The 16,178-nt window shown below is 41.0% G+C and carries 13 protein-coding genes; 7 read left to right on the top strand and 6 right to left on the bottom strand.

Annotation, left to right across the window (positions count from 1 at the left end; genetic code table 11):
• Positions 1 to 391: 391 nt before the first annotated feature.
• A complete protein-coding gene (locus ATH1_RS0113190; protein ID WP_245531762.1) occupies positions 392 to 1,981 on the bottom strand; it encodes an alpha-N-arabinofuranosidase in 1,590 nt (529 codons plus the stop codon).
• A 382-nt stretch (positions 1,982 to 2,363) separates the two neighbouring features.
• On the opposite strand from ATH1_RS0113190, the gene guaA reads away from it, so the two are divergent.
• From guaA to ATH1_RS0113230, 7 genes are all read left to right on the top strand, one after another.
• Positions 2,364 to 3,893, top strand: coding sequence for a glutamine-hydrolyzing GMP synthase (gene guaA / locus ATH1_RS0113200; RefSeq protein WP_010420938.1), 1,530 nt, complete (start codon positions 2,364 to 2,366; stop codon positions 3,891 to 3,893).
• A 175-nt stretch (positions 3,894 to 4,068) separates the two neighbouring features.
• Positions 4,069 to 5,652: a S41 family peptidase gene (locus tag ATH1_RS0113205; RefSeq protein ID WP_010420936.1), complete on the top strand. Its 1,584-nt coding sequence runs from the start codon at positions 4,069 to 4,071 to the stop codon at positions 5,650 to 5,652.
• Positions 5,649 to 6,269: a nicotinamide riboside transporter PnuC gene (pnuC, locus tag ATH1_RS0113210; protein WP_010420933.1), complete on the top strand. Its 621-nt coding sequence runs from the start codon at positions 5,649 to 5,651 to the stop codon at positions 6,267 to 6,269. Before ATH1_RS0113205 ends, pnuC begins: the two co-directional genes overlap by 4 nt.
• Positions 6,247 to 6,825: an AAA family ATPase gene (locus ATH1_RS0113215; RefSeq protein WP_010420931.1), complete on the top strand. Its 579-nt coding sequence runs from the start codon at positions 6,247 to 6,249 to the stop codon at positions 6,823 to 6,825. Before pnuC ends, ATH1_RS0113215 begins: the two co-directional genes overlap by 23 nt.
• 24 nt (positions 6,826 to 6,849) lie before the next feature.
• Positions 6,850 to 7,776, top strand: coding sequence for a serine O-acetyltransferase EpsC (epsC, locus tag ATH1_RS0113220; protein ID WP_010420930.1), 927 nt, complete (start codon positions 6,850 to 6,852; stop codon positions 7,774 to 7,776).
• A 311-nt stretch (positions 7,777 to 8,087) separates the two neighbouring features.
• Complete coding sequence (locus ATH1_RS0113225) at positions 8,088 to 8,636, top strand: SiaB family protein kinase (RefSeq protein ID WP_010420927.1); 549 nt, start codon at positions 8,088 to 8,090, stop codon at positions 8,634 to 8,636.
• Between the two features lie 18 nt (positions 8,637 to 8,654).
• Complete coding sequence (locus tag ATH1_RS0113230) at positions 8,655 to 9,035, top strand: DUF1987 domain-containing protein (protein WP_010420925.1); 381 nt, start codon at positions 8,655 to 8,657, stop codon at positions 9,033 to 9,035.
• A gap of 414 nt (positions 9,036 to 9,449) precedes the next feature.
• Here the strand turns inward: ATH1_RS0113230 and ATH1_RS0113235 are convergent, their stop codons facing one another.
• The 5 genes from ATH1_RS0113235 to ATH1_RS0113260 form a co-directional block, all read right to left on the bottom strand.
• Positions 9,450 to 12,524 (bottom strand): ATP-binding cassette domain-containing protein, encoded by a 3,075-nt coding sequence (locus tag ATH1_RS0113235; RefSeq protein ID WP_010420922.1) that lies wholly within the window; start codon positions 12,522 to 12,524, stop codon positions 9,450 to 9,452.
• Between the two features lie 163 nt (positions 12,525 to 12,687).
• Entirely contained in the window at positions 12,688 to 13,137 is a 450-nt protein-coding gene (locus tag ATH1_RS0113245) for a hypothetical protein (RefSeq protein WP_010420916.1), read from the bottom strand.
• A 434-nt stretch (positions 13,138 to 13,571) separates the two neighbouring features.
• Positions 13,572 to 14,372: a hypothetical protein gene (locus tag ATH1_RS22285; RefSeq protein WP_245531797.1), complete on the bottom strand. Its 801-nt coding sequence runs from the start codon at positions 14,370 to 14,372 to the stop codon at positions 13,572 to 13,574.
• Entirely contained in the window at positions 14,290 to 15,480 is a 1,191-nt protein-coding gene (locus tag ATH1_RS22290; protein WP_245531798.1) for a hypothetical protein, read from the bottom strand. The genes ATH1_RS22285 and ATH1_RS22290 overlap by 83 nt, the downstream gene beginning before the upstream one ends.
• A gap of 6 nt (positions 15,481 to 15,486) precedes the next feature.
• Entirely contained in the window at positions 15,487 to 16,047 is a 561-nt protein-coding gene (locus tag ATH1_RS0113260; protein WP_010420909.1) for a PepSY-associated TM helix domain-containing protein, read from the bottom strand.
• Positions 16,048 to 16,178 lie beyond the last annotated feature (131 nt).

Below are 16,178 nucleotides of genomic sequence, written 5' to 3' on the forward strand. Positions count from 1 at the left end.
AAATATGCTTTTTATACCGCACTCTTTTATTATAAAGCAGGCCGGACATTTTTCGGCAAAAACTCTGCAAAAAAACTGCGTCCGGCCTGTCAGGGTGGAACAATTATGATGTTTTTTAGTCCATTAAATTTTTGCAATAAATACGGTAAAGTGTTCTCTCTCTATCAGCGGAGGTAAAACCCGGAGGCCGAAGGTCTTTTGTGTTTATAGCCAGTCGTTGCAATATAGAGACACGACTCCGAAGGTGTCGTATGTAATTCCTTCAGGCTTGGCGGGCGGGACGTCCCAAAACCTGCCGGTGATCCCCAAGCTATACCAGGAGGCCTTAAAATCCGCCAGAGAGCCCGTAATACCGTCCTCCGGGCGGTCACTTTATGGGCAGATACTATTTTTATTGCTTAATCTTTCCTTTCAATAAGGTAACTGAATGGGGAGGGAAAGCGTATGTGACAACGGAACCACTGGCTTTAATGTTCTCTTTTCTTTCGGTCTTTACATTGGTCTGACCAAAATCATTTTCAGCCTTTATATCCGGCCCGTTAATCTCATATACTTCCAGCTTTCCGTCGAAATCTCCTGACTGTGATATTATATCGGTAGGAATGGCTTTGTCTTTATGGCGATTGATCACCGCGATGGTAACATTATCATCCTTATAAGTGGCTGACACATCCAGGTATGGTACATCCGACTGCTGAGTTGTAGTTTCTCCCAGACCGAGGTAAAATTCTTCAGTATCGTAGGTTTCACAGTCTACAAATACATCGAGCGATGTTCCGTGCATGTTATTGGCAAAGAGCTCGAGCGGATAATAGATGGTTTGTTTGTACATGTCGTCTTTGCTTGTAAAAATGGGACCAATAACATTGACCAGCTGCGCCATATTGGCCATTTTTACTATATGGGCATTTCTGATGAATGCGTTGAGCATACCACCAATGACGAGAGCATCTTCCAGATTATAATGCTCTTCAAGGGCTCTTTCACCGGTCATTGTATCTCCTGAGCGTGCACGGTACCAAACATTGTATTCATCCCAGGCAATATAAATAGGATCGTCGGTATGATCCCGCCGTAGAGTGCGTTGCATCACTTCGTTGATCATTCCTTCCACAATCCTGGTACGTTCTTCAATAACGAGGGGCGTGGCCATGAAGTTGTAGTAATTGTTGTCGGGATTTCCCACGTAGATGTGAAGGGCAATGTAGTCGATATAGTCTTTCAACTCTTCCAGAACAGTGCGGTTCCAATCATCAGGATTTGCATCCGGCCTGTAGTTGGAAGACCCTGCCGCAATAAGTTTAATACCGGGCGAAGTCAGTCGCATCAGTTTTCCTGCTTCGCGGGCTTTTTTACTGTAATCAATGGCATTGAGGTGTCCCATTTGCCAGTAACCGTCCATTTCGTTTCCGAGACTCCAGTATTTTATATTATAAGGTTCCGGGAATCCGTGTTTCTTTCGTAGCTCGGCATAATACGGTCCCTCTTTTACGTTGCAATACTCTACCCATTGCCGGGCTTCACGGATGGTGCCTGTTCCCAGGTTTACAGCAAAATAAGGCTCTGTCCCCAGTTTATTGGCCCATTTCATAAATTCGTTGGTACCAACTTCGTTGGTTTCTAATCGGGCCCACGCCAATTCAAGACGTTTGGTTCTTTCCGGTCCGACACCGTCTTTCCAGTTATAGTTTGAAACAAAGTTCCCTCCCGGGTAACGAACAATTGGGATATTCAGGTCTCTTGCAGCTTCCAGTACATCGGTACGAAATCCGTCTTCATCAGCAAAGGGGGAATCGGGATCATAAATACCTCCATAGACACATCGACCAAGATGTTCAACAAAATTACCGTAAATGTTTTTGTTGACTTCCCCTATTGTCCGGTCCAGATCAATCTTTATTCTCGCGTTTTGGGCTTGCAGGTTACTGCTAATGAAACCCGCCACCAAAAATAAGATCAGGGGCTTTAAAAAGTGGTTCATTTTCATAGTATTATTATTTTGATATTAGAAATTGCACGTTTCGGCAGGACTGCATGTTAAGCGTTATGTTCTTTGAACACGCGCTTACTTGTCAAAGATAGGCGCTGAGAGTTAAGTGGGGGAGGACAAACTGGTAAATCAGGTAGAAGGATGTTTTTGATACAATACTTCTTCAGACTCAGCAAAGAGTTTTAAATCAGATGATTGCAAAAACTCAGGCATTAAGAACATCCATGAGGAGTCTTTCCATACTGTCCCGATATTCGGGAACCTGAGTCAATAAATTTTTAAACGGAACAAACATATAGTAGCTAATATCAGAAATTCTAATGATCTATTGTATATTTGCACTGATCTTTAATTCATTCATATTCTTTGTTCGATGCAGGAAAAAATTTTCATTCTTGATTTCGGGTCTCAATACACCCAATTAATTGCCCGCCGCGTTCGTGAATTAAATGTATATTGTGAAATTCATCCTTTTAACAAATTTCCCGAACCTGATGAAACAGTAAAGGGTGTCATTCTTTCCGGGAGCCCGTTCAGTGTTCGTGATAAGAATGCTCCCATACCTGATTTAAGTAAAATTAAGGGCAGATTGCCCCTTTTAGGGGTTTGCTACGGTGCCCAATTCATGGCCCAGAATTATGGCGGTCTGGTAGAAGCTTCTGACTCCAGGGAATACGGAAGGGCTAATTTGAAATACATCGACCATGACAATGAACTGTTTCTGGAAATCGAGAAAGATTCACAGGTATGGATGTCGCATGGTGACACTATTATAAAACTACCCGATAATTATCGTATCATTGCAAGTACAAACGATGTTGAAGTTGCCGGCTACAAGGTGCAGAATGAGCCGACTTACGGCATTCAGTTTCATCCCGAAGTATACCATACCACACAGGGATTGCAGATATTGTACAATTTTGTAGTAGATATTTGCGGATGCCACCGTGACTGGACACCAGCTTCCTTTGTGGAAGAAACAGTTGAATCACTACAAAAGCAAATCGGCACCGATAAAGTTGTTTTGGGACTATCCGGAGGTGTTGACAGTTCAGTAGCAGCCATGCTTTTGCACAGAGCCATCGGGAAACAGCTTACCTGTCTCTTCGTGGATAACGGACTGCTTCGAAAGAATGAGTATGAGAAGGTATTGGATTCTTATAAACATATGGGTCTTAATGTGATCGGTATTGATGCAAAAGACCGGTTTCTGGGTGAATTAAAGGGTGTTTCCGATCCTGAGAAAAAGCGGAAGATTATAGGAAGAGTTTTTATCGAGGTTTTCGATACAGAGGCCCAAAAGATAACCGGTGTGAGATGGCTTGCACAGGGGACTATTTATCCCGATGTTATTGAATCTGTTTCCGTTAACGGACCTTCGGCTACCATCAAATCTCACCATAATGTAGGTGGTTTACCCGAAAAGATGCATCTGAAAGTAGTTGAACCGCTTAAATTGCTTTTTAAAGATGAGGTACGAAAAGTAGGGCATGAACTGAATATTTCTCCCACTATACTGAAACGTCATCCATTCCCGGGCCCGGGCCTGGCCATTCGTATTCTTGGGGAGATTACCCCAGAGAAGGTGGCACTTTTGCAAGAGGTTGATCACATTTTTATTGAAGGTCTTCGCATCCATAACCTTTATGACAAGGTTTGGCAGGCCGGAGCCATTCTTCTGCCTGTTCATTCTGTGGGTGTAATGGGCGATGAACGTACTTATGAAAGCGTGGTAGCACTTCGTGCGGTTACTTCGACCGATGGTATGACCGCCGATTGGGTGCATCTGCCTTATGAGTTCCTGGGACGTATTTCCAGTGAAATCATCAACCGGGTGAAAGGTATTAATCGCGTGGTTTATGATATCAGTTCCAAGCCACCGGCAACTATTGAATGGGAGTAGACACACATATTGTGAAAATTTTTGCAGGTTTAAAGACGAGTACAAGTTATGCTGCTTCAGCAGGTAAAGTGCTATTCTCTAATATATAGTCCCACAACCTGACAACTTAACAACTCAACAACCCGGCATGAAATAAGGGCAGGAATGACCTGGAAAATTAAAAGAAAATTCAGCAATGCGAAACGTTTTCATATTAACAATCACTTTTTTGGTGGCTTCATTGTCTGCAAATTCACAGGTAAATGATTCAGAACTGGAAAAAATTCAGCTTTCCTGGCAGTTGATTACTGCTTTCTATGTTGACAGTGTGAATACTCATGAACTTGCAGAGGAGGCTATTATTGCCATGTTAGAAAAACTCGATCCGCACTCGGTTTATATTCCTGCAGAGGAGGTTAAGGCCATGAATGAACCTCTTGACGGGAATTTCGAGGGTATTGGTATCGAGTTTATGATACTTAAGGATACACTTCTTGTGGTTTCAACCATACCAGGAGGGCCATCGGAAAAAGTGGGAATGATGGCAGGCGACCGTATCCTGGAAATTGACGGTGAAAATGTGGCTGGTATTGGCTTGACAAACAGCGATGTGTTTGATATGTTAAGAGGCCCAAAAGGAACGGAAGTACAATTGACCATTCTGAGAGATGATAGGAGTCTGAATTTTATTGTAGAGCGTGATGAAATTCCCATTCATAGCGTTGAGGCATCTTATTTGATTTCTCCTGAGACGGGATACATAAAAATATCAAGATTTTCTCAAAGTACTCATCAGGAATTCAGAGAAGGATTGAAAGAGCTGAAGAAGAGTGATATAGAAAATTTGGTACTTGATCTTAGGGGCAATGGCGGTGGCTATTTAAAAGCAGCTCTGGATATTGCTGATGAGTTTATCGGAGAACGCCGATTGTTGTTGTATACCGATGGGATGGCTATTCCCAGGTCTGAATATCATTCAAAACCAGGTGACCTTTGGGAAAAAGGGAAGCTGATAGTATTGATTGATGAAGGCTCTGCCTCGGCCAGTGAAATTGTTGCCGGAGCGGTGCAGGATTGGGACAGGGGCATTATTATGGGACGCAGGAGTTTTGGAAAGGGACTTGTTCAGAGACCATTTACATTGCAGGACGGATCGGAAATACGACTTACCATTGCCAGGTATTTTACTCCGTCAGGACGAAGCATTCAGAAACCTTACGATAACGGACTCTCGGAATATCACAGTGAGATATTTGAGCGCTTTGAGCATGGTGAGTTTATGTATGCCGACAGTGTTCACATGCCCGATAGCTTGGTTTACAATACGCTTGAGAAAAAACGAAAAGTTTACGGAGGTGGAGGCATTGTACCCGATGTGTTTATACCGATGGACACAGCCTACTATACGGATTATTATCGCGATTTGGTTGCCTCCGGAATCATGAACCGCCTGGTGATGGACATGCTGGACGAGAACAGGGAGATGTGGAAAGAGCAATTTCCGGCTTTTTCCGATTTTTCTTCCCGATTTGAAGTCCCCGATAGTTTTATTGATGAACTGGTAAAAAAAGGTGAAGAAAACGACATTATTCCGAACCGGCAGGAACTGAGTATTTCCGAATACTGGATCAGGTTACAGATTAAAGCTTTGATCGCACGAAATTTATGGGATACCGGCAAGTATTATCAAGTCATCAATCCGGCACTTCCGTTCTTTGATGAGGTGATTGAACTGGTGGAAAGTGAAGATAAATATTCAAAAGTATTTGAGAAAAGATGATTGAATGGTTGTCGGAACATTGGATGGAGATCGCAGGAACATTACTGTCCCTGGTTTATCTCTATCTGTCGGTTCGCGAAAACATCTGGTTATGGGCTACCGGATTTTTGTCATCCTTTTTTTATATGATTGTCTTCTTTGACGAACGCCTGTATGCCGATATGGGATTACAGGTGTACTACCTTATCATCAGCATATACGGCTGGCTTACCTGGAAGTGGGGAAGACAAAGAACCGGCGGAAAGAAGATGCCCATCAGTAAGGTGGATGGCAGGACAGGAGCTATTCTGTTGCTTACCGGAGGTATTGTTTATGTTGTGGTTCTTCTGATATTATTGAAAGTTCCCTCTTTAATAGATATTCCTGCGTCGGAATTACCTTTCTGGGATGCATTTACAACCACCGGGGGAATCATTGCAACATGGATGCTTGCCCGGAAATTTATTGAACACTGGTTGGTATGGATTATCGTTGACCTGGTAAGTAGTGGAATGTATATTTACAAAGGGCTTGAAGTAACAGTTTTGCTTTACCTGGTTTATACTGTTGTAGCTGCAATTGGCTATTTGGAATGGAAGAAAAACATGAAAACCCGTGACAGAGATATTAAAACATGATTGGTCCGGAAGAAAGGAATACCAGCGGAAGGGCAGCAGGTACATCTTTATCATTACGGGGCCCGAGTCTACCGGCAAATCATCATTAACTGAGGAGCTGGCCAAACATTTTAATGGAATAGCGGTTAAAGAATACGCAAGAGAATATGTAGAAAATCTCAATGGAAATTATACTTTTGAAGATGTTGAAGCCATTGCAAATCACCAGGTTGAGGAATATTGTTCGATAACCCAAGCCACTGATGGTAAGAGACCGGTGTTTTTCGATACCTTTTTGTTTATTACCAAAGTGTGGTTTGAAGAGGTTTTTTATTGTTGTCCGGTATGGCTGCATCGGGCCATTGAGAAATGCAGAATCGATTTGGCCTTGTTGTGTTTCCCTGACTTGCCGTGGGAACCCGATGGCGTTCGTGAGAATCCTCACAGGAGAAACTACCTTTTCGATCGTTACCTCGATGAACTGACGTATTACGGAGTCCCTTACTGTGTTGTGAGAGGAATTAATCAACCGAGGATTGAGAACGCGATTAGATGTATTGACAAAGAGATGTGTTGAGCCGTTTAAATTAAATATTTAGTTATGCGTTATCTGGAATATCCGAGAAAACTGAAAGACATCATAGAGAATCTTTCGCAGGAGGAGTCTTATCAGGCTGTATGTCACCGCCATTATCCCGATCAACCAATGCCTTCATCCAGGGTGCTTGAAGAAATTGTTGATCTGCTCAGAGAGATTATTTTCCCCGGCTATTATGGTAATTCATCCACCCGTCCTGACAGTATACGGTACTATCTTGGCGTTAATGTGGAAAAACTTTACGATCTGTTGCGCCAACAGGTGTATGCAGGCCTGTGTTTTGATTGTAAACACGCGAACAGGGAAGACCTTCTGATGCGGCAAGATAGAGCCGCTATGATAAGTATAAAATTTATTGAAAAACTCCCGTTGATCAGACATCTACTTGCCACAGATGTGGAAGCTGCCTATCTGGGCGATCCGGCTGCGCAAAGCAAGGCAGAAGTAATTTTTTGCTATCCGGCCATCAAGGCCATTACAAATTACCGAATTGCTCATGAGCTTTTGGAATTGGAGGTTCCGTTGATTCCCCGGATTATCACGGAAATGGCTCATTCCGAAACCGGTATTGATATTCATCCCAGGGCCAGGATTGGTCACCATTTTACAATTGATCACGGTACCGGCGTAGTTATTGGTGCTACATCAATTATTGGTAATCATGTTAAAATTTACCAGGGGGTAACGTTAGGTGCCAAGAGTTTTCCCCTGGACAAGGATGGGAATCCGATTAAGGGTATCGACAGACATCCGATCGTGGAAGATAATGTCATTATTTATGCACAGGCTACTATTCTGGGAAGAATAACTGTGGGGGCCAATTCGGTTATTGGCGGTAATGTCTGGTTGACTTCATCCGTTCCCCCAAACAGTAAAATTTTGCAGGAAAAATATCGACACAAGGGGTTTATGGATGGCGATGGAATTTGATTTTAGGGCTTCGTTTGAAATGATTGATTTTTCTGAAAATCAAGACCAATAGTATTTTTGCCGAAATTAACCAATAGGGAATGAGGCGTTATAAACTTTCCGTAACAACGGTTTTGAAGACAAAGACACTTGTTTGAGTTGATTCATTTATCTTATATTTTCTCATTTTGGCCATAAAAATTGTTGTTTTTACCAAAAACAGAAGTGATTACCAAGGTTTTTTGAACGGATTTGATTAAACTTCGGCAAGGATAATACCCTGAAATTTAATAAATTTTTATATTTGCGATGGATCAATGATAGACACTAAAATGGGTTTTAATCTTGAAGAATGGTATGCTCATAAGCTCCAGGGAGATGTAATCCTGAAATATACAGGAAGTATTTCCCCTGAAATGATTACCCATGCTTTAGAATCTGTTGAAAAAAATCCTCAGCTTAAAGGTGAAAGACTGCAGACACGGAAGAAGGTCTACAATGTTTTCGTAGAATGCATGCAAAACCTCTATCATCATGTTGATGCACCACCAGCCGGCCTCTCAGCAGGTGGGTCTCCCAATTTTGGAATAGTTATTTTGGTACGCGACGGCTCTTTTTACCGGGTTACGACCGGAAATTTTATTTTGCGTTCCAAAGTCAATTTTATCAAAGACCGTATTGAGCAACTTAATTCGCTCTCTGATGAAGAGGTACGTTTGCTGTATCGTGATATTCTGGGAAATGAAGCACTCTCCGAAAAAGGAGGCGGCGGTCTCGGGATGTTGGATATTGTCAGGAAAACTGGCAATAAACTAGAATATTTTTTGTATCCTTACGATGGAGAACATGTGTTTTATTCATTAGATGTCTATATAAGTTAAAAAGATATAATTGCCATTATGGAAACAATTATTCGCGAAGACACACCAAAAACTCCCTATGTCAGGTTGGACGGCGAAAAGGGGTTTGTCGAGATCAAAGGGCGCTCGATTCCCGAAAATTCTGTTGAGTTCTATAAGCCGCTTATTGACTGGATCGATGAATACGGGAATTCCCCCAAAGATAACACGGTAATTAATATTCAACTTGAATATTTTAATACTTCTTCTTCTAAATGTATCCTCGATATTTTTAAAAAGCTGGAATTATTGTTCAAAAAGGGCTATAAGGTTCAGGTGAATTGGTATTACGAGGAAGACGATGAAGACATGTTTGAGGCCGGGGAAGATTACCAGTCGATTATCAACTTGCCATTCAAAATGATTGAAATGGAAGAGTGATCATTCCGGAAATTTAATGAAACGTGTCCTGATTACTTGGGACGAATTCCGTCAAACTAATGACTTAGACTTATTTTATACGGATGAAACGAGCATAACAAGGTTTGCTTTAATAGATCATTAGGGCATTAGGGCATTAGATCATTAGATTATTAGATCATTAGATTGTTAGATCATTAGATTATTAGATTGTTAGCTAATGTGATAAAACTTATAACATTCTAACAACTAACATTCTAACAACTAACAAATCAACAATATTAACAACTTTAACAATTCTAACAGCCGTAACAATTTATTAAATGTGAGATGAAACGAGCATGGCAACGTTTTGCCACAATAAGAATATGTATTACCCGCTTGCATGTGAGTAAAATTTCACGCAAGGTGGCAGGAGTTTTATCCGTCAAATTATTATTCTACCGGAGTCTTTTTAACGCTTAAATGATTCTTTCCCTTCGACAAAATCTTCTTTAAAGTTTTGTTATACAGCAGAATAAATAACACAAAATTCATAACCCACAGAACGATTAAATCAATCCGGTACGTTTCGATTTGAAGATTTCCGACTTTCTTGAACGGAGCGAGAAAATGAGCTTTTACGAATTTGTGTTTTGGCTCTTTATAGATGGGATCAAATTTCTGGATGAAGCGGTTATTGTGCCGGATAATCCTTTTGGAGAAAAAATCATCCGTACCTCTTAGAAATCTTTCAAGGCCCTCGTTGTGGTAGTAATTCCTGAGTTGGGTAAGATAAAACCGACCAGCTTCGGGGTGCTTCCGTATCAGGGCACGTCGATGTTCTTCATGACGTCTGTCGGCCTCATTGTATAGTCCTATGTAAAATTTTTTTATTCTTTCCAGGTACTGACTCGCCTTCTCTGACTTTTCTTTTTGTGGAATATATTTGAATGTTCCAATATTTTCAAATTCAGGTCTGGAAGGTAATTCTTCTGCTATTTTGCTGAACTCATTATTAATCAGTTCCACATTGTTTTTCAAAACAAACGTATCATCTGTTGACTCTGCCTTCATTAGTTCCGACTTCATAGCCGGATACCAGTAATCTTTTCTGTAAGTAGCATTACTTTTCAGTTTTTCGTAAAGGAAAAACTCTTCCTGGTAGTTATTGTCCTTAAATTGATTCACAGCCAGGGCTTCGAAAGCCCACCGGGCAGTGATTAATTCGCCATACCACGGAATGTCAGATACCGATGAGAAATTGGGGTTGAGACGGTCGTAGGAGACAAAAACGCCACTCAGGATCAGCTGTGGAATGATCAGAAAGGGAATTAAAATGTAAATGTTAACAGTCTTTTTAAGTGTGTCGGATATTATGAGCCCAAGTAGGTTAGCAAAAACTGCAGATGTAAAAAGTATGAGCCAATAATCCATAAACATCTCTTTTATCTGAAGAATGCTGTTTCCTATCCAGACAAACAAGGCCACCTGAATCGCTGATAAGATGGCCAGGATTCCGACTTTTGACAACAAATAGCTGAATCGGCTCAAATTAAGGAACGCTTCGCGTCTCAGTATTTTTTTGTCGTTGATGATTTCTTCAGCACTGACGGTCAGTCCCACAAAAATGGCTATTATTACAGCAATAATGATGTATGTAATAATGTTTGGATTGTTATAAAAATAGTATTGCTTACTGCTGTTTTCGCCTACCTGAAAATAATAAAGCAATCCGGCAAGTACCAGTGCAAGAGCCGGCATTTCGAAAAGATTGATAAATATGTATTGGACGTTGGCCAGCTTTGATTTCAGGTCTCTTGTGAAGAATATTTTTAATTGCCCTAATCTGTCGGGTATTTGGAAATTGATCTCGGGCAGAGGTAATCTCTTCTCCTCCCTCTTTCTTGTTGAAGGATGTATTTTTTTAAAGGTATTAAACCATTCCTCGGGGGTTATTTTTCTGACTGGTGTAGGCGTACCGTATTCGTCCAGGACATGTGAGTTGACTATATTGAGGATTTGTTCGGGATTGACATTCCCGCATACGGGGCATTCACTCTCGTCTCGGTTGGCATGGTTGATGCACGACTTAAAATAGTTGATGGCACCTACCGGATCGCCATGGTATATTAAGTAACCACCTGTATCAAGCACCAGCAGTTGGTTGAACATTTTGAATATTTCTGATGATGGCTGGTGGATTACCACAAATATTAATTTCCCTTTAACTGCAAGATCCTTTAGCAGGTCCATTATGTTTTCGGAGTCGCGGGATGACAGGCCTGACGTGGGCTCATCAAGAAAAAGCACAGAAGGTTCCCTTATCAATTCCAGGGCTATGTTAAGGCGTTTCCTTTGTCCGCCGCTTATTTTCTTGTTCAACGGAGAGCCTACTTTCATATTCCTGATCTCGAACAGTCCCAGCGACCTTAACAGATGATCGACTTTCTCTTTTATTTCATGATTATTCAGGTGATCGAAACAGAGTTTGGTGTTATAGAACAAATTCTGATACACGGTAAGGTCTTCAATCAAGAGGTCGTCCTGAGATACATAGCCGATGAGTCCTTTGAGCTTTTCGGGGAATAAATGAAGGTCTATTCCATTAAGTAATATTTCACCCGATGAGGGCAGATAAATGCCTGTGAGCACATTTATCAGGGTGCTTTTTCCGGCACCTGAGTCTCCCATAATGCCTACGAGCTGACCGGAATGGCTGGTGAAACTCATTGGATGTAAACCGGATTCATGCCTCTTGCTAAAACTGAAAGAGATATCCCTTACATCAAAAACAATGGGTGTTTGATTTGCACTGTAATTAAAATGCGTGGCAATATCGCTGAAAGTGACAGGTGTCCCGTGCATGTACCGTACCGATCCGCCGGGACGTAAAAACTGTATCCGGTGGGGGATCAGAACCTGCCCGTTTATAGTAAGTTCGGTGCTTTCGTTCGACTTAACCAGGAAAAGAGAGACCGACCTGATGTTGAGAACATAAATTTCAGTGTTTAAAAACTCCCTGAAGATATATCGCTCTTCCTGCCGTCTTTCTCTGTCGCCCCCTATTATTAGTATGTCTTTGTTTTTTTCGGGAACGGGGTTTGTTATGAAATTTTTGATGGCTTCATACTCTTCTGCCGGAATATTGAAGGTTTCGGCAACAGTGTCGGCAAACTCATTTTCAATTTCAGAAATACCGCCTTTTCCCGAATTTAAAAACTCGAGAAGCTGAATGATAACGATGGTTTTCTGATAATGGGTCAGCTCTTCATTTATGGCGGTGGCTATTCGGAGTATTCTTACCGAGCTGGCGGCATATAGCTTGGGAATGCGTGTTTTTTCTTTAAGTTTTTGCCTGTAAGTTTGCCGATGTTGGTCAAATAAAATCAGGTATTCTTCAATGAGTTGATTATTAAGATGAAGCGAAAGATAATTTCGCACAACTTTACGACGCGAGACGGCATCCTGATCGGGCGCGGCCACCAGGGCAAATAATTGCATCAATGCTTTTAAAATACCTTCACTCATGTGGTATTTTCAATGTTTGAGGTTTTTCTGAAAATTATGATCCTCTCGTTTCGACAGTTGATTTTCAAAACTATTTGCTGTTGATATTTTTTCAGAAAAATCCACATTTTCTAAGAGGATTGTGCAACAAAACCGACACTTGATTCAAACCTGTTTTATTCAGTTAAAAGGCAGATGGTCTCAGGTTCTTAAAACCGATAAGGAGCACTGCCATGCCCGAGCTTCCGCTTCCCGGCACCAGACCTGCTTCAATCTTGCATTCCATGTTCCCCTCCATCTTGAAATCCCAGCTTGATGGGTAATTATGCCGGGTAGTGGAAAACAATAAATTATTATTGGTATCATAGATTGAGAACCAAACTCTCTTATTTGTAGGTGAGCAGGTTGCAATCCGGTAGATATTACCTTCGAACAGGGTGGCTCTGAATTCGGCTACTTCCGTACCGGTAAGAAGCGCTTTCATAGGTTGACTGTTGTGAATAAATCCATTGTCGATTTGTTCCATGCAGTCGGCATAGATGTCCTTTTGGTTCGATGGCTGACTGAAAGCCAATGCGAACATGCCGGCACTCACAACAAAAAGTAAAAATGGTATGGTTTTTCCGGATATCATATCGCACTAATTCTTTGTTGAAAATTGGCCCTTATTTTGTCTTTAGTCAAAGATATTCAAAAAAACAGAATATTTCGATAAATATCTAAAAAATAATCACTTTGTAGGTCTTTGAAGTCGCGGATGTCTGGCTGGAATAAATGATCTTTCTGTATTTAAAGTATTGATTGTAAGAGTTTTGATTTTTAATATAAATTTTATCCAAATTCTTGCAATCAAGCGGCGGAGCCGGGCAAGATCGATTCCGTTTCCCGATTTCCCGATTTTGATCAGAAATATAGAAAATGTAAGGCTCTCATTAAAATAGTTATGAAAGCCAACATTTTCTAAATCGGGGTTAACTCTGAGTAAAGCGATACTTCGCCTAAATCGTATCGCTCCGCCCGGCTCTCTTTGCAGGGCAAAGCGGCTGTTTGATTGCAAGAACTCAGGTTTTAGTAAAATACAGTCGTTCCTGGTTGAGCAGGTACAAAATCTTGAAAATGCCTTGTTTTTTCGCCGGTGATCCGGAGGCTTAACGGGAATTCTCCGGAGGGAACTCTGGGCATGATGGCCAGTCTTATCTGCAGAGTGTTGAAGACCAGGTTGTCGTTTCTTATCCGCAAGCCACCTCCAAAACTAAAATATGGCGTATGATTAAAGAGGCTTTTCGAACTCTCTTTTAGAAAAGCGGTATCGAAAAATGTAAATGCCGCAAATTTGAATCCCAACGGTTCTATGTTCGTAAATAATACCTGCTCTGTCTTTAAGACTATTTTTTCTGATCCTCTTAATGATTCGCTGTAATCGAAACTATGCAGACCATTCACGTCTTCATCAAGAAACAAATACTCTCCGGGAAATCGTTTAAGTCCGTTTACATATTGGATTTCAAAGAAGTTTCTGAGATCGCTGTTTCCTACTTTTATTAAGGGGGTAATGTACTCTCCGACAAGCTTGAGATGTCCTTGTTCAGGGGAGCCGGATTTGAAGAAAGAGCCTACGTCGGCACTCAGATAGAGATAGCCTTTTGATGGGATAAGCGCTTTTCCCAATGAGTGGTGAAAATTCAGATAATGACGGGTTGAGCCATCGCCGTCTTGATACCCGTAATTCAAAGATGTAAGAAAACCATAAGGAACATCTTCTGTCCGTCCGAAAGAATAAATGAGATTATTTTTTATAGTAGCCTCTTTTCGAGAAAGAAAGACCTCCGAAATAAAACTTTCCCACGGGAAGAAATTTTTGATTCTCAACCTGATCAAAAAGTTTTAAATCGAGGAAACGGGTTGTTATGTAAAAATTGGACCGCAACGGATGGTCGGAATCTCTAAACAAAAATGAACGGCCAAACCAGAAATTCTGTCTCCTGTAATCAAGAGGAGACTCCCATTCAAGGGATGGGTAATCCTTTAGCTTGGGATTTACGTAAGAGCGGTTAACCGTAGCACCACCGGCATATTTTATTTCAGGCAGTACAAAGTTTTTTTCAATATTACCCGAGATAAGCTGTAAATTTTTTATATGCGAATAGTCAAGTTCAAAGTTGATGTATTCGCCTAGGAAATTTTCTGTTCCGAAAGTCTCTCTAACCCCCCAGTCCCTGATATCGGTGGTTGGCGTTACAATGGTGTGCGACAAAGAAATACCGCGACCAAAAAGGTTTTTGTTGATGAGCGATACCGAAGGTTGCTGGTTTTCCCGTCCGATGGATACTGCATGAGGATACCGGTCTTGTATGTACACACTTATATTTACCACATCATTATTTTTAGCATGAGGCCAGGCAACTATCTTAGCGTCGTTAATAAATGAAAGGGAACGCAACAACCGCTCGCTGTCTGTAATATCTGACTGGCTAAGACTTTGCCCTGCCTCAAAAGTCAGAGTTTTCAAAACAATTTGCGGAGCTGTTTCGAATCTTAGCGTATTGCCCATTTTTACCAGCCATGAGTCTTCAACTATTGTTGTATCGTTTACTGAACCACCGAAAGGAGGAATGTTTCTGATGTCAATATTGGCAATTCTTTTGCCTGAAAATTGAAGATAATTTTTATTTTGAGATAATGAATCACTGTTTAAACTACTCTTAACGAGCCACTCGTGCAGCTTGCGCGAGAAAAAATTATTTTCAGAATGATCTTTCAGTATTTCTTCCAGTTTTTTCCCTTCCTGAGGTTCTTCAATATTTAAGTTCCCTGGCTTTATCAACCTGATAACCGTATCATTTCTTATGATTATAGTGGTATCCGTTGACTGGGCATTGCATAAAAAAGTAAAGTAAAGCAACAATATTATGACAAGACGTATTCTTTTTTCAGATCGTCCGCAAAAAATGGAAAAATGGCCGGTATATTCAATCATTGGTTGTCAAAGGTATATTACCAAAAATGCGATTGAAATCAGAATTCCTGCTATTGAGAGCCAGGCGCCTCTTCCACGGATTCCGTTTTTCCCTTTGAGGATGAAAAGGCCCGTGATGGCAAGTATCATTAACGAAAACGCAAAAATATCAGAAAACCAGGTCCAAAGTTTGCCGGGATTGTAATGTAAAAAGTTGACTTCATAAAAAACCGGTCTTTTCCGGATGATTTCAATATTTGCTATTCCCGTTGCTGTATCTACTGTCACCGAACTTCCTTTTTCCAGAAAAATTTTTATCATTCCCGGCGAAGGAGAATAATGATTTTTATAGTCTTGATTAACTCCGCATTGTTCAAGAATGGCCAGCACAGATGCCTGGTTGTTTTCATCAAAATGTTCAGGAAGGGATATTTTTTTCTCCTGAACTTCAATGATATAGTTCGGATTCCAGTCGTCAATATGGTTCAGAGCTATTCCCGACAGGCCGTAAATGATAATCATGCCTGTAAAGAAGTAGCCTAAATCGCGGTGAATTACACGATTAATTTTGCGCCAGTTAAATTGCATAGTGATATCTTGTTATTTCCGGGTCGTTGCTAAAATACATATTTTTTGTCTGATACTATACCCTGAGATGTCTGGTTTTATCGGGCCAAACTATTGAGTAATAATGAAGCTTTTAAATAAATCAGGCTGAA

Source organism: Anaerophaga thermohalophila DSM 12881 (assembly GCF_000191885.1).
In the GTDB taxonomy this organism is placed as follows: Bacteria; Bacteroidota; Bacteroidia; order Bacteroidales; family Marinilabiliaceae; genus Anaerophaga; species Anaerophaga thermohalophila.

Excerpts from the sequence above, each read along its gene's own strand:
- epsC (WP_010420930.1), top strand. The coding sequence starts at position 6,850 with ATGCGTTATCTGGAATATCCGAGAAAACTGAAAGACATCATAGAGAAT.
- pnuC (WP_010420933.1), top strand. The coding sequence starts at position 5,649 with ATGATTGAATGGTTGTCGGAACATTGGATGGAGATCGCAGGAACATTA.
- ATH1_RS0113235 (WP_010420922.1), bottom strand. The coding sequence starts at position 12,524 with ATGAGTGAAGGTATTTTAAAAGCATTGATGCAATTATTTGCCCTGGTG.
- ATH1_RS22290 (WP_245531798.1), bottom strand. The coding sequence starts at position 15,480 with ATGATTGAATATACCGGCCATTTTTCCATTTTTTGCGGACGATCTGAA.
- ATH1_RS0113205 (WP_010420936.1), top strand. The coding sequence starts at position 4,069 with ATGCGAAACGTTTTCATATTAACAATCACTTTTTTGGTGGCTTCATTG.
- ATH1_RS0113225 (WP_010420927.1), top strand. The coding sequence starts at position 8,088 with ATGGGTTTTAATCTTGAAGAATGGTATGCTCATAAGCTCCAGGGAGAT.
- ATH1_RS0113190 (WP_245531762.1), bottom strand. The coding sequence starts at position 1,981 with ATGAACCACTTTTTAAAGCCCCTGATCTTATTTTTGGTGGCGGGTTTC.
- ATH1_RS0113230 (WP_010420925.1), top strand. The coding sequence starts at position 8,655 with ATGGAAACAATTATTCGCGAAGACACACCAAAAACTCCCTATGTCAGG.
- ATH1_RS0113245 (WP_010420916.1), bottom strand. The coding sequence starts at position 13,137 with ATGATATCCGGAAAAACCATACCATTTTTACTTTTTGTTGTGAGTGCC.
- guaA (WP_010420938.1), top strand. The coding sequence starts at position 2,364 with ATGCAGGAAAAAATTTTCATTCTTGATTTCGGGTCTCAATACACCCAA.
- ATH1_RS0113260 (WP_010420909.1), bottom strand. The coding sequence starts at position 16,047 with ATGCAATTTAACTGGCGCAAAATTAATCGTGTAATTCACCGCGATTTA.